Source organism: Streptomyces sp. NPDC126510, assembly GCF_040302345.1.
Taxonomy (GTDB): domain Bacteria; phylum Actinomycetota; class Actinomycetes; order Streptomycetales; family Streptomycetaceae; genus Streptomyces.
Genome location: NZ_JBEORR010000006.1, coordinates 231,555 through 244,624 on the forward strand (window position 1 = coordinate 231,555; position 13,070 = coordinate 244,624).

Below are 13,070 nucleotides of genomic sequence, written 5' to 3' on the forward strand. Positions count from 1 at the left end.
CGGCCCCTTACGGCTTCGTCAGCCCGAGCAGGCGGGCGGCGTTCTCCTTGAGGATCTTCGGCCGGACCTCGTCCTTGATCGTCAGCTTGTCGAAGTCGGCGAGCCAGCGGTCGGGGGTGAGGACGGGGAAGTCGGAGCCGAAGAGCACCTTGTCCTTCAGCAGGGTGTTCGCGTACTGCACGAGCTGCGGCGGGAAGTACTTGGGCGACCAGCCGGACAGGTCGATGTGCACGCCCGGCTTGTGCGTGGCGACCGCGAGGGCCTCGTCCTGCCAGGGGAAGGACGGGTGCGCCAGGATGATCTTCAGGTGCGGGAAGTCGGCCGCCACGTCGTCCACGTGCAGCGGGTTGGAGTACTTCAGCCGGATGCCGCCCCCGCCCGGGACTCCGGCGCCGATGCCCGTCTGGCCGGTGTGGAAGAGGGCGATCGCGCCGGTCTCCTCGATCACCTCGTACAGGTCGTACGCCACCGCCCGGTCGTTGGGGAAGAAGCCCTGGATGCTGGGGTGGAACTTGAAGCCCTTCACCCCGTACTCCTCGACCAGCCGGCGGGCCTGCTTGACGCCCGCCTTTCCCCGGAAGGGATCGATGGAGGCGAAGGGGATCAGGACGTCGGAGTTCGCGGCGGCCGCCTCGGCGACCTCCTCGTTCGGGACGGGCGCGGTGCCGGTCGCGGACTCGGCGTCGACCGTGAAGATCACGGCGGCCATCTTCCGCTCCCGGTAGTACGCGGCGGTCTCCTCCAGCGTCGGCTTCCGCTTGCCCTCGACCTTGAAGTAGGCGGAGGAGGCGTCGTGCAGGTCGTCGTCCAGGGAGGAGTGGCCCTTGGAGGACACCTCCGCGTGGGTGTGGACGTCGATCGCGACCAGGTCGTCGACGTTCATCGAGCGGTCCATCACGCCTCCGGGAACTTCGGCGCCGGGATGCCGACCGTCTGGAGTTCGGCCCCGACCGACGTGGGGAAGGCGTCGGCCAGGGTGTCCGGGGTCCAGCCGCCGTCGGCGTACGCCGCCTTGATCTCCTGCGGATGGGACCAGAGTGCCACCTTGTCGCCGCCGATGCCGATGGCCTGGCCGGTGATGCCCCGGGCGGCCTCGGAGGCGAGGAAGGGGACGAGGGCGGCGCAGTCCTCGGGGGTGCCGAAGCCCTCGCCCTTGCGGAGGAAGTCCGGCAGCGGCTCGCCGTTCCTCATGGCCTCGATGTACGGGGCGAAGGCGGGGATCGTCTCGGTCATCGCGGTGGCGGCGACGGGCACGATCGCGTTGACGGTGATGTTCGCCCGGCCCAGCTCCATGGCCCAGGTGCGGGCGAAGGCGGCGATTCCGGCCTTGGCGGCGGCATAGTTCGTCTGGCCGAAGTTGCCGCGCTGCCCGGCCGGGGAGCCGACCAGGATCAGCGAGCCGCCCTCGCCCTGCTCTCGCATCCGCACGGCGGCGGCGCGGGCGCAGGTGAAGGTGCCCTTGAGGTGGGTGGTGATCACGGCGTCGAAGTCCTCGTCGGTCATCTTCCACAGCACCTTGTCGCGCAGGATGCCCGCGTTGGTGACGAGGATGTCGAGCCGGCCGAACTCCTCGACCGCGCGGTTCACCAGCCGCTCGGCAGCCTCGGAGGTGCCCACCGGGACGACTTCGGCGACGGCCTTGCCGCCCGCTTCCGCGATGGACTTCACGGCCGCCTCGGCCACCGCCTCGTCGACGTCGTTGACGACCACGGACGCGCCGCGGGCGGCCAGGGCATGGGCATAGGCGAGGCCGAGGCCGCGGCCGCTGCCGGTGACGACGGCGACCTTGCCGGAGAGATCGATGCTGGGCACGGGTGGGTCCCTTCACACGGGTTCGACTGCGCTTCGTACGGCTTGCACACCGCGTCGCACGGGTTCGACTGCGAGATCGAAGCTAAGAGCAATAATTGTTGTCGTCAATAGTTGTTGCCGACCCATGGGTGCGGGATGCTGGAATCGCCAGGACGCAGGACCGAGCCCGAGGAGCCCGCCATCGCACGCCAGAACGTCACCCCGAAGCCCATCGACGCCCACGAGCCGTGGATGCGCGGACTGCACGCCGACACCGGCTACCTGCTGTACCGCCTGGGCCTGCGCTCGGGGCAGCTCTTCAACGCCTGCCTCCAGGAGTCCGGTGTCCGCCTGCGCCACTACGCCGTGCTGCGCTTCCTCGCCACCACCGAGGGCGCCCTGCAGCGTGAACTCAGCGCGCGGCTCGGCTACGACCCGAGCGCGATCGTCGGCCTGGTGGACGACCTGGAGAAGCTGGGCCTGGCCGAGCGCCGCCCCTCCCCCGACGACCGGCGCAGCCGGATCGTCGTGCTGTCCGAGAGCGGCCGCGACTTCCTCCGCGACACCGACGAGGACGGCCTGCGCGTGACCGGTGAACTGCTCGGGCCGCTGGACCCGGCCGAGCGGGAGACGCTGCACGCGTTGCTGCTGCGGATCGCGGAGGACGGCCTGAACTGATGTTGTGCAAATGATTGACGGCTGCACGATGGATGCATAACTTCACGGACCAACCGCGCCCCGTCCCCAGGGAGCCCACCGTGCAGCCAACTCCGTCCACCCCCCAACCCTCCCCCGATTCCCGGCAGTTGCGCCGGGTCGCCGTGTCCGGCCTGCTCGGCACGACCGTCGAGTTCTACGACTTCCTCGTCTACGGCACCGTCGCCGCGCTCGTCTTCGGCGAACTGTTCTTCCCGCGGGCCGACCCGGCCGTCGGCACCGTCGCGGCGTTCGGCACCTTCGCCGCGGGCTATCTCGCACGGCCGCTCGGCGGCATCGTCTTCGGGCACTTCGGCGACCGGATCGGCCGCAAGTCGATGATGCTGCTGACCATGGTCCTGATGGGGTCCGGCAGCTTCCTCATCGGCCTGCTGCCGACGTACGACACCATCGGCGTCTGGGCGCCGGTGCTGCTGGTCGCCCTGCGCGTGGTGCAGGGCATCGCGATCGGCGGCGAGTGGGGCGGCGCGATGCTGATGGTCGTCGAACACGCCGAGCACGCCCGAGGTGCCCGGCGCGGCCTGTGGTCCAGTTTCACCCAGCTCGGCGCCCCGCTCGGATCCGTGCTGTCGGCCGGTGTGGTCACGCTGGTCGCCACCCTGCCGGACGACGACTTCCGCTCCTGGGGCTGGCGCGTGCCGTTCCTGCTGAGCATCGTGCTGCTGGGCGTCGGCCTGTTCGTGCGTCTGAAGGTCACCGAGAGCCCGCTGTTCGCGCAGGCCAAGAGGGAGCCGGTGGACCGGCCCCCGATCGTGGAGGTGCTGCGCCGCCCGAAGCCCGTGCTGCTGGCCGCCTGTGTCGGCATCGGCGCGTTCACCGCCCAGTCGCTGCTGACCAGCTTCATGATCTCCTACGCCGTCGACGAGGGGTACACCCGCCCGCAGGTGCTGACCGCGGTGACCGTCGCCTCCTGTGTGGCCCTCGTCGTCCTGCCCGCCGCCTCCGCCCTGTCGGATCGGGTCGGGCGCAGGCCCGTCGTGCTCGCCGGAGCGGTCGGCTCGGCCGCGCTCGCCTTCCCGGTGCTGGCCCTGGTCGACTCCGGCTCGCCCGGCCTGCTGATCCTCGCGCTGGCCGTGGGCCACGGGGTCGCCCAGTCGACGATGTACGGCCCTCTGGGCGCCCTGCTCACCGAGATGTTCGGCACCCGCGTCCGCTACACCGGCGCCTCCCTCGGCTACCAGGGGGCGACCCTGATCGGCGCCGGGTTCTCCCCGCTGATCGCGGGCGGTCTGCTGGCCTCCTTCGGCGGCGGCAGCACCCCGGTGTCGCTGCTGCTGTGCGCCGGCGCGGCCGTCACCGCGGTCACCGTGTGGCGGCTGCGCGAGACGCACACGGACGCCCTGGACTCCCCCACCGCCGCCCCCGCCCTGGAAGGAACCCCGCGTTGAGGATCCGCCTCGCCCTGCTGACCGCCTGCCTGTCCCTGGGCGCGACCGCCCTGCCGGCGCAGGCCGCCCCCACCGGCTCCCACCTGGAGGGCAGGCTCTCCTCCGGCGCCGCGTACGTGATGGACATCCCCGCGTCCTGGAACGGCAGGGTCCTGCTCTACAGCCACGGCTACACCCCGGCCGGAGCCCCCAACCCGGCCCAGAACGCCCCCGGTTCCGCCGCCCGCGACACACTGCTGGCCCAGGGTTACGCCCTGATCGGCTCCTCGTACGCGACAAACGGCTGGGCGATCGCCGAGGCGGTGCCCGACCAGCTCGCCACGCTGGACCTCTTCACCCAGAAGTTCGGCACGGCCCGGCGGACGCTCGCCTGGGGCACCTCGTACGGCGGCTTCGTCACCAGCATGCTCGCCGAGCGGCACGGCGGCCGGTTCGACGGCTCGCTGTCGATGTGCGGGCTGGTGCAGGGCGGAGTCGCCAACTGGAACAGCACCCTGGACCCGGTGTTCGCGCTGCGCACCCTGCTCGCCCCGGACTCCGGTGTGCGGCTCGCGGGGTTCGCCGACCAGGCCGAGGCGGTCGCCGCCGGCAAGGCGCTCACCTCGAAGGTCGACGCGGCCCAGCAGACGCCCGGGGGGCGGGCCCGGATCGCCCTGGCCGCCGCCCTGCACAACATCCCCGGCCACAACGACGCCTCGCAGACCGAACCGGGCCCCGGCGACTGGAAGACCGCGCAGTCCAACCAGTACGCCGCCGTACGGGGTCTGCTCCAGCTGCCCGCGTTCGGCTGGCGGCAGGAGGCCGAGAGCCGGGCGGGCGGCAACCCGTCCTGGAACACGGGCGTCGACTACTCCTCGATGCTCGCACGGTCCCCGCTGTACAAAGAGGTGACGGAGCTCTACAAGGAGGCGGGACTGTCCTTGCGCACGGACCTCTCGGCCCTGGGCCGGGCACCGCGGGTCTCCGCCGACCCGTCGGCGGTGCGGTGGATGCGGAACACCAGCGTGCTCTCCGGCCGCCTCAGCGACCCCCAGCTGAACATCCACACCACCGGTGACGCCCTGATCCCGGTGCAGTCGGAGAGCGCCTACCGGCGGGCCGCCACCGCGTCGGGCGCCGCCGGGCTCCTCCGCCAGGCGTACGTGGACGCGCCGGGCCACTGCACCTTCGGCCCGGGCGAGACACTGGCCGCCCTGCACACCCTGGAGCAGCGCCTGGACACCGGCCGCTGGGACACCTCGCCGGGCGCCCTCAACTCCCGGGCGAAGGCCGAGGACCCGACGACCGAGCCCCGCTACCTTCCGTACCGTCCGAGCACCTACCCCCGCCCCTACGATCTAGGGGGTTTCTGATGGATCTCCGCGGCGTCACGGCGTCCGGCACGCACGCTCGCCGCACGCCGTGGGCGGACAGGTGGCTCCGCCACATGACCGCCCACGGCGCACGCCGATCGCACGCACCGGACGCCGCTCCTTCTTCCACGGAGATCCATCAGAAACCCCCGACCCACCCGGGAGACGCCCGGCCATGACCGCCCCCACCGCGCCCGACCGGCTGCTGTCCGTGCTCGCCGCCTTCGACCACGAGCATCCGGCGCTGTGCCTGACGGACATCAGCCGGCGGGCCGGGCTGAGCCTGACCACCGCGCACCGGCTGGTGGGCGCGCTCACCGAATGGGGCGCCCTGGAGCGGGACGAGTCCGGCGTGTACCACGTCGGGCTGCGGTTGTGGGAGGTGGCCGCGCTGGCCCCGCGCGGCCTCGCGCTGCGGCAGATCGCGCTGCCGTACCTGGAGGATCTGTACGAGGCCACGCACGAGAACGTGCAGCTGGCCGTGCGGGACGGCCGGGACGTCGTCTACATCGAGTGGCTGTCGGGGCGGTCGGCGGTGGGCGTGCACATCCGCGTCGGCGCCCGCTGGCCGCTGCACGCCACCGGGGTCGGCCTCGCCCTGCTGGCCCACGGCGACCCGGTGTTCCGCACGGAGTACTGCGCGGGCGAACTCGCCTCCTTCACCCCGTACACGATCACCGAACCGGAACGGCTGCGGCGGGTCCTCGCCGAGGTGCGCAGGTCGGGGGTGGCGGTGAGCGACCGTCAGGTCACGGAGGACGCCCTGTCGGTGGCCGCGCCGGTGCGCGGCGCCGATGGCACGGTGACCGCCGCCGTGTCGATCGTGGTGCCCCACGCCGACGCCCAGGTGCCGGTCCTGGGCCCGGCCGTGCGGGTTGCGGCGCGGGGGATCTCGCGGGCGCTGGGGTGGCAGCCCTGAGCGGTGCCGGGATTCCGCGGGCGCTGGGGTGGCAGCCCTGAGCGGCGCCGGGGACCCCACAGGCGCTGGGACTACAGCCTGAGCGGCACCGGGGACCCCGCAGACGCTGGGATTACAGCCTGAACGGCGCCGGGGACCCCGCAGACGCTGGGATTACAGCCTGAGCGGTGTCGGGGCTCGAACGGCGCCGCACGCCCCGTGGGTCAGGCTTCCCGGGCCGGGGTCATGGCCCAGCGGATGGTCCGGGTCAGGACCCGGCCCGTGGGGCGCACGGCGAGGTCCTCGACGACCGGGACCCGCGGCAGCCACAGCATGCCGCGCGCCCAGGGCGGCAGCAGGGTGACGGCGTTCGCGGCCAGCCCGCCGTAGAAGGGCCGGACGGCCAGGGGCAGGGGAGGCTGGAACAGCAGGAAGCGGGCGGCCGCCCTGGCCTCGGGCGTGGCCCGCAGTTCGGGCCGGTAGGCCGTCAGGCACTCGGCCAGTTCGGTACGGCTCCGCGGCGGGTCGACCGCCCCCAGCGCCTCGGCGACACGCGCGGTGTCGGCGACGTAGGCGTCGTAGCCTGCGCCGTCCAGCGGCCTGGCCCCGTAGCGCTCGTGCGCGCGCAGGAAGCTGTCCGTCTCGGCGGCGTGCACCCAGCCGAGCAGGTGCGGATCGGCCGCGTGGTACGGCACGCCCTCGGCCGTCGTGCCGCGGATCCGTTCGTGGATGCCGCGTACGTGGTCGACCGCCTGCTGGGCGTCCGCGGCGGTGCCGTACGTCGTGACGGCCAGGAAAGTGCTGGTGCGCTGCAACCGGCCCCACGGGTCGCCGCGGAAACCGGAGTGGCCGGCGACGGCCGCCATCGCGAGGGGATGCAGCGACTGCAGCAGCAGCGCGGTCAGCCCGCCGATGAACATCGAGGCGTCACCGTGGACCGTGCGGATCGGCCGGTCCGGCCCGAACCAGCGCGGCCCGGGGGTGTGGTGGATACGGGCACGGGTCGCCGGCCCGCCCGGCCCCGCGACGCGGCGGAACAGGGCCTGACCCAGCTGTTCTCGGACTCCGGTCAGCACGCTCGGCCTCCCTTCTCCTGCTGACCAGTGTCCGGCATGACCGCCCGTCCGGGCCTGGCCGGAGAACTCCTGTCAGTTCCGCTCACCGGCCGCCGTGCGGTCGGCCAGGCCGCCGGCGCCCAGCGGCCCGGTGTAGCGGACCGGGCCCGCGGCCTCCAGACGGGGCAGTGCGCGGCGCGCCACGCGCAGGACCACGGGGGGCATGGCCGGCCGTATCGGCTGGGCCAGCCGCAGCCACCCCGGTGCGTAGACGGCCGTGCGCCGTCGCTCCATGCCTCCGGCCAGGCGTGCGGCCACGACCTCCACGGGGTACACGCGGCGGGCCGGCGGGGGCATGTGCAGCCGCAGCTCTCGCAGCACCGCGTACCGGTCGGCGTCGCGGATCATGTCGGTGTCCGTCCAGTTGAGGTAGGCGATGCCGACCCCGACCCCGCGGTGCGCCACCTCCGCCCGCAGGGAGTGCGCGAAGGCCTCGACCCCCGCCTTGGAGGCGCAGTAGGCGCTCATCAGCGGGGCGGCGCCGATCGACGCCAGGGAGGCGACCTGGAGGAAGTAGCCCGCCGAGCCGAGCAGGTCCGGCAGGAACGCCCGGGCGGTCTGGGCGCTGCCGGTGAGGTTGACGTCGATCACGCGGCGCCAGGCCGCCGGGTCGGAGGCCAGCAGCGAACCGCCCTCGGCGATGCCGGCGTTCGCCACCACGGCCGAGGGACGGCCGAGGCGGGCCCGCACGGTGTCTGCCGCGTCCTCCAGCGCGGAGAGGTCGGTGACGTCGGCTTCCAGGGCGAGGGCCGGGCCCGGCAGCGAAGCGGCCACCGCGTCCAGGGCGGTCTTCTCGTGGCCGACGAGCGCCACCCTGCCGCCGCGCCGGGCGACCTCGCGGGCCAGTGCAGCGCCCACCCCGCGGGCGGCTCCGGTGACGACGATCGTGCGCTCGGCGAGCGGACTGCTGCGCATGGGGTGCCCTTCCTTGCGGCGCCGGGTCCGTCCCCCGGAGGGAAGGGGTCAGCGCTTGGCTCCGGTGCGGTCGCGGCGGGCCAGGAGCCGCTGGGCGCGAGCCAGGCCGGGAGACCGGTTGCGGCGCAGAGCGGCGCGGGCCGCGTTGGCTCCGGGCGCTCCGTGCACCCCGCCGCCCGGGTGGGCGCCGGAGGAGGCGAGGTAGAGGCCTGGCACCGGCGTCTCCGGGCGGCCGGCGCCCGGCAGGGGACGGAAGACGAGCTGCTGGTGCATGGCGGTGGTGCCCCCGTTGATGGCGCCGCCCGCGAGATTGCCGTCGAGCGCCTCCAGGGTCGGGGGCGCCAGGATGCGGCGGCCGCGGATCAGCGAGCGGAACCCGGGCGCGAAGCGTTCCACCTGGCGTTCGACGCGGTCGGCCATGAGCTCCTGGTCCTTGGTGCCCCAGCGGCCGGTGATGCCCTCGTCGGCGGCGTCGGCGCGGATCTCGTGGGGGATGTGGGTGTAGGCCCAGGCCGATTCGGTGCCCCGCGGGGAACGGGAGGCGTCGGAGGTGGTCATCTGGCCGAAGATCACGAACGGCCGGTCCGGGACCTCCCGCATGGCGATCTGCGCGGCGAACCGGGTCAGCTCGTCCATGCCGTCGGCCAGGTGCACGGTGCCGGCCCGGGAGGCCTGCTCGGCCTGCCAGGGAACCGGGCCGTCGAGCGCCCAGTCCACCTTGAACGTGGCGAAGTCCCACTGGAAGCGCCGCAGGTCGTCGAGGACCTGCGCGGGCAGGTGCGCGGGGTCGAGGAGCTCGCCGTACAGGGCGGGCACCGACACGTCCGCCAGCACCGCACGGCGGGCCCGCACCGCGTCACCGGCCGCCGTGCGCACACCGACGGCCCGCCCGCCGCGGACGACGACGTGCTCCACGCGCTGCCCGCAGCGCACCCGGCCGCCCAGGGTCTCCAGGCGGTGCACCAGGGCCGAGGTGAGCGCGCCGGAGCCGCCGGCCGGGACCGGGAAGCCGTAGGTCTGGCCCAGCATGGTCATCAGCCAGCCGAAGCCGCCGCTGCCCGCCGACTCGGGGGCGAGGTCGGCGTGCAGGGCGTTGCCGGCGAGCAGCAGGCGCCCGCCCTGGCCGCGGAACTCCTCCTCGCCCAGACGGCGCACCGGCAGCACCAGGGTGCGGGCCATGCGCAGTCCGCCCGCGGCCCGCAGCCGCCAGGCGAGCCGCGCCGAGGCCCGGACGGGCGGGAACGGCGTGAACAGGGCGTCCAGGAGGTCGGGGCGCACGCTCTGCCAGACGTCGTGCAGCCGCTGCCAGGAGGCTCCGTCGCCCGGCTCGAAGGCGTCGAGGGACGCGGCGGTGGTGTCGGCGTCGCGGTCCAGAACGGCACAGCTGCCGTCGGTGAGGGGGTGGGCCAGCACGCTGGGCGCGTGGCTCCAGCGCAGTCCGTGCTCCTCGAGACGCAGCCGGGCCAGGACCGGCGAGGCGGCGGCGAGGGGGTAGAAGGAACTGAACAGGTCGTTGACGAACGCGGGGTCGACGCCCCGGTCGTGACGCACGGCGCCGCCCGGCTCGGGCTGCTCCTCCAACACCTCGACGTGCCACCCGGCGTCCGCGAGGACGTTGGCGGCGACCAGGCCGTTGGGGCCGGCGCCGATCACCACCGCGTCAGGCATGGCGGGCTCCGCCCGCGCCGGGCCCCGCGGTCACCTGGCCCAGCGGGCGGCGGCCACCGCCCGGGTTGTGTGCCTCGTCCTCGCACAGCCTGGCGAGGCGGGCCAGCATCGCGCGGTGGCGCAGCTGGATCAGCGCCTCGAATCCGATGTTGTGCAACCGGCCGCCGGCGCCGCGCAGGGGGTGCTCGTCCACGATCACCAGGCAGTGCTCGCCCCAGGGCCGCAGCTCGATCGCGATGCGGGCCGTGCCGAACGGACCGGCGTAGGCCTCCAGCTCCAGCCGGGTGCCTTCCTCGCAGTGGCGGACGGTGGTCTCGTTGGTGAGCCGCATCGGGCCGAGCCGGACCTCGTAGCGGATCGCCGCGCCCTTGCGCGGCCACTGCCCGCGCACAGGATGGGATTCGGAGGTTCCCACCACCCACTCCGCGTAGCGGTGGCCGTCGGCGAGGACGTCCCACACGGCGCCCGGGCCGACTCGGATCAGGTGATGGCGAACGGCCACGGATGCCTCCTGGTGCCTCGACCGGTAGTCCGTCGACCCCCCGAGTGCCCCGGAACCCCTTGTTCAACAGCGTGGCGCTTCGGAGCACCGAAACAGGTGAGGCAGAGACTCTGAGAGCGCTCTCTTGCATCCTGACCGCGGGGCCGTTCCCACGCCACACCCGCACGATTCCCCTCGGCAGAGGGTGTTCAAGCTGTGCACTCATCCACCGCGTCCGCACCAATCCCGGCTTTACCTCTTGACGCCCCAGGCGGCGTGGAGCACATTGACGGCACTTTGAGAGCGCTCTCACCCGTCTCCCATCCGAGAGGCATCCCCACATGAGCGACACCACCGGCACCTCCCCCAGACGGCGTCCGCTGCGGCGGGCGTTCGTCGCCGTGGTCACCACCCTCGGGCTCGCGGCCACCGCCTCCGCGGTCGCCACCCCGTCCGCGAACGCCTCCGCGCCCCCGCCCCCCTCGGGCTGGACGCAGCTGTTCGTGGACGACTTCCACGGCGCCGCCGGCTCCGGCGTCAACACCTCCGACTGGCAGTACGCGACCGGCAAGGGTTACCCGGGCGGCCCCGCGAACTGGGGCACCGGCGAGATCGAGACGATGACGAACAGCACGGACAACGTCTCGCTCGACGGCAACGGCAACCTGCGCATCACGCCCCGGCGGGACGCCGCCGGCAACTGGACCTCCGGCCGGATCGAGACCAACCGCACCGACTTCCGGCCCCCGGCCGGCGGCAAGCTCCGCGTCGAGTCGCGCATCCAGGTGCCGAACGTCACCGGTGCCGCCGCCAAGGGCTACTGGCCGGCGTTCTGGATGCTGGGCGGCCCGTACCGCGGCGACTACTGGAACTGGCCGGCGGTCGGCGAGCTGGACATCATGGAGAACACCCAGGGCATGAACACGGTGTTCGCGACGATGCACTGCGGCACCTCGCCGGGCGGGCCCTGCAACGAGACCAGCGGTATCGGCGGTTCGACCACCTGCCAGGGCACGACCTGCCAGGCCGGCTTCCACACGTACCGGATGGAGTGGGACCGCTCGACGAGCGTCGAGGAGATCCGCTTCTACCTCGACGGCGTCAACTACCACACGGTGCGCGCCGATCAGGTCGACGCGACGACCTGGAAGAACGCCACCGACCACGGTTTCTTCGTCATCCTGAACGTGGCGATGGGCGGCGGCTTCCCCGACGCGTTCGGCGGTGGCCCGGACGCCGGGACGCAGCCCGGCCACGCCATGGTCGTCGACTACGTGCAGGTTTTGTCGTCCGGCGGCGGCACCACGCCTCCCCCGACCGGCGGCCGCGACGCCTACGGCACCATCCAGGCGGAGTCCTACGACGGCCAGTCCGGCGTGATCACCGAGACGACGGCCGACTCCGGCGGCGGGCAGAACGTCGGCGCGCTCGCGGGCGGCGACTGGCTGCACTTCAAGGGCGTGAACTTCGGCTCCGCGGCGGCCCGGCAGTTCAGCGCCCGGGTCGCGAGCGGAGCGGCCGGCGGCGTCAGCGGACTGGTCGAGGTGCGGCTGGACAGCCGGAGCAACGCACCCGTCGGGAGCTTCGCGGTCGGCAGCACCGGGGGCTGGCAGTCGTGGCGGACCGTCCCGGCCAACATCAGCGCCGTGACGGGCACGCACGACGTGTATCTGACCTTCACCAGCGGTCAGCCGGCCAACTTCGTGAACGTCAATTGGTTCACCTTCGGGCACTGACGAGCCTTGAAACGGGGCTTCGCGCGTGCGCGGAGCCCCGTTTCGCCGTCCTCAGCGCAGCTCCGCGCGAAACGCCGCCGGGGTCTGGTCCGTGTGCTGGTGGAAAAACTTGGAGAAGTTCGCGGCGTCGGGGAAGCCGACCGCCACGCCGACCCGGCCGATCGGCAGATCGGTGTGGGCGAGGAGCCGTTTGGCCTCAAGGACCACGCGCTTGTCGATGAAGGCCTTGGGCGTCTCCCCGGTCGCGGCGCGCACGGCACGCACCAGCGTGCGGCGGGAGTAGCCGAGCGCGTCGGCGTAGGCGCTGACACTGTGGTTGGTGGCGAAGTCCCGCTCCACGGCGTCCCGGAAGAGGGTGAACGTCGAGTCGGACCGCTGCCGCCGCGCCTCGGGCGAACTCGCCGCGAGGTGGGCGAGCCGCAGCAGGAACGCCGTCAGCGTGTGGCGCAGGACGGCGGTGTGCAGGCTCAGCGGGAGCGTGGCCGTGTCCTCGTACTCGCGCCGCAGCTGCGTCAGCGCGGCGTGCAGGGCGGCGAGTTGGGCCGCGTCGGGGCGCAGCAGCGGCGGCAGGTCGTAGCGGTAGAGGCCGGTGGCCTCCACGGTCGAGCGGGGCAGGAAGCCGGGCTGCATGGTCAGCACGGTTCCGCGGTACTCACTGGTGGGCGAGAAGCGGTGGACCTGCCCCGGGCGGATCCACAGCAGGTCCCCGGCCGTGGCCTCGTGCTCGGTGAAGTCGACCATGTGCCGGACCGGGCCCGCGCCGAACAGCAGGACGATGTGGAAGTCGATGCGGTGCACGCGCTCCAGCGGTACGCCGGACGGCCAGGTGTCGCCCATCGGGGCGACCTGCATGCCGACGCCGCCGACGCTGAGCTCGACCGGGAAGGGGAACGTATCGATTCCGTCGCCGCCTTGGATGGTTCTGTCCACAATGTCCACCAAGTACCCCTCGTCCCGCCCCATGTGCGTGCCCTGCTGCCGGTGGGTGTCCCACTTTCACCACAGGCTG

General features: G+C 73.1%; 12 protein-coding genes. 5 read left to right on the forward strand and 7 right to left on the reverse strand.

What is annotated here, in order from left to right:
• Window positions 1–7: 7 nt before the first annotated feature.
• Both ABTX60_RS10450 and ABTX60_RS10455 read right to left on the reverse strand, forming a co-directional pair.
• Window positions 8–883 carry an amidohydrolase family protein gene (locus ABTX60_RS10450; protein ID WP_352096787.1) on the reverse strand — a complete coding sequence of 292 codons (876 nt, stop codon included), beginning with the start codon at window positions 881–883 and terminating at the stop codon, window positions 8–10.
• Window positions 884–894: 11 nt separating this feature from the next.
• Window positions 895–1,812 (reverse strand): SDR family NAD(P)-dependent oxidoreductase, encoded by a 918-nt coding sequence (locus tag ABTX60_RS10455; RefSeq protein WP_352096680.1) that lies wholly within the window; start codon window positions 1,810–1,812, stop codon window positions 895–897.
• A gap of 135 nt (window positions 1,813–1,947) precedes the next feature.
• Between ABTX60_RS10455 and ABTX60_RS10460 the strand changes: the two genes are divergently transcribed.
• The 4 genes from ABTX60_RS10460 (at window position 1,948) to ABTX60_RS10475 (ending at window position 6,167) form a co-directional block, all read left to right on the forward strand.
• On the forward strand, window positions 1,948–2,469 hold the full coding sequence (locus ABTX60_RS10460; protein WP_352096681.1) for a MarR family winged helix-turn-helix transcriptional regulator: 522 nt from the start codon (window positions 1,948–1,950) through the stop codon (window positions 2,467–2,469).
• Between the two features lie 80 nt (window positions 2,470–2,549).
• Window positions 2,550–3,896, forward strand: a complete 1,347-nt coding sequence (locus tag ABTX60_RS10465; RefSeq protein ID WP_352096682.1) for an MFS transporter — start codon at window positions 2,550–2,552, stop codon at window positions 3,894–3,896.
• A complete protein-coding gene (locus tag ABTX60_RS10470; protein WP_352096683.1) occupies window positions 3,893–5,248 on the forward strand; it encodes an alpha/beta hydrolase family protein in 1,356 nt (451 codons plus the stop codon). Before ABTX60_RS10465 ends, ABTX60_RS10470 begins: the two co-directional genes overlap by 4 nt.
• 175 nt (window positions 5,249–5,423) lie before the next feature.
• Window positions 5,424–6,167 carry an IclR family transcriptional regulator gene (locus ABTX60_RS10475; protein ID WP_352096684.1) on the forward strand — a complete coding sequence of 248 codons (744 nt, stop codon included), beginning with the start codon at window positions 5,424–5,426 and terminating at the stop codon, window positions 6,165–6,167.
• A gap of 203 nt (window positions 6,168–6,370) precedes the next feature.
• Here the strand turns inward: ABTX60_RS10475 and ABTX60_RS10480 are convergent, their stop codons facing one another.
• The 4 genes from ABTX60_RS10480 to ABTX60_RS10495 all read right to left on the reverse strand — a co-directional run bounded on the left by ABTX60_RS10480 (window position 6,371) and on the right by ABTX60_RS10495 (window position 10,346).
• Window positions 6,371–7,222, reverse strand: coding sequence for an oxygenase MpaB family protein (locus tag ABTX60_RS10480; protein WP_352096685.1), 852 nt, complete (start codon window positions 7,220–7,222; stop codon window positions 6,371–6,373).
• Between the two features lie 72 nt (window positions 7,223–7,294).
• The gene (locus tag ABTX60_RS10485; RefSeq protein WP_352096686.1) at window positions 7,295–8,176 is read right to left on the reverse strand and encodes an SDR family oxidoreductase; all 882 of its coding nucleotides are present in this window, start codon (window positions 8,174–8,176) and stop codon (window positions 7,295–7,297) included.
• Window positions 8,177–8,224: 48 nt separating this feature from the next.
• On the reverse strand, window positions 8,225–9,844 hold the full coding sequence (locus tag ABTX60_RS10490; RefSeq protein WP_352096687.1) for a phytoene desaturase family protein: 1,620 nt from the start codon (window positions 9,842–9,844) through the stop codon (window positions 8,225–8,227).
• Entirely contained in the window at window positions 9,837–10,346 is a 510-nt protein-coding gene (locus tag ABTX60_RS10495; protein WP_352096688.1) for an SRPBCC family protein, read from the reverse strand. Before ABTX60_RS10495 ends, ABTX60_RS10490 begins: the two co-directional genes overlap by 8 nt.
• A gap of 320 nt (window positions 10,347–10,666) precedes the next feature.
• Between ABTX60_RS10495 and ABTX60_RS10500 the strand changes: the two genes are divergently transcribed.
• Window positions 10,667–12,061, forward strand: a complete 1,395-nt coding sequence (locus ABTX60_RS10500; protein WP_352096689.1) for a glycoside hydrolase family 16 protein — start codon at window positions 10,667–10,669, stop codon at window positions 12,059–12,061.
• Window positions 12,062–12,112: 51 nt separating this feature from the next.
• On the opposite strand, the gene ABTX60_RS10505 is transcribed toward ABTX60_RS10500, so the two are convergent.
• Window positions 12,113–13,024: a helix-turn-helix domain-containing protein gene (locus ABTX60_RS10505; protein WP_352096690.1), complete on the reverse strand. Its 912-nt coding sequence runs from the start codon at window positions 13,022–13,024 to the stop codon at window positions 12,113–12,115.
• Window positions 13,025–13,070: the final 46 nt, after the last annotated feature.

What these genes read in the sequence shown, in the direction of transcription:
- ABTX60_RS10450 (WP_352096787.1), bottom strand. Translation starts at nt 883, where the DNA reads ATGAACGTCGACGACCTGGTCGCGATCGACGTCCACACCCACGCGGAG.
- ABTX60_RS10460 (WP_352096681.1), top strand. Translation starts at nt 1,948, where the DNA reads ATGCTGGAATCGCCAGGACGCAGGACCGAGCCCGAGGAGCCCGCCATC.
- ABTX60_RS10500 (WP_352096689.1), top strand. Translation starts at nt 10,667, where the DNA reads ATGAGCGACACCACCGGCACCTCCCCCAGACGGCGTCCGCTGCGGCGG.
- ABTX60_RS10475 (WP_352096684.1), top strand. Translation starts at nt 5,424, where the DNA reads ATGACCGCCCCCACCGCGCCCGACCGGCTGCTGTCCGTGCTCGCCGCC.
- ABTX60_RS10505 (WP_352096690.1), bottom strand. Translation starts at nt 13,024, where the DNA reads ATGGGGCGGGACGAGGGGTACTTGGTGGACATTGTGGACAGAACCATC.
- ABTX60_RS10485 (WP_352096686.1), bottom strand. Translation starts at nt 8,176, where the DNA reads ATGCGCAGCAGTCCGCTCGCCGAGCGCACGATCGTCGTCACCGGAGCC.
- ABTX60_RS10490 (WP_352096687.1), bottom strand. Translation starts at nt 9,844, where the DNA reads ATGCCTGACGCGGTGGTGATCGGCGCCGGCCCCAACGGCCTGGTCGCC.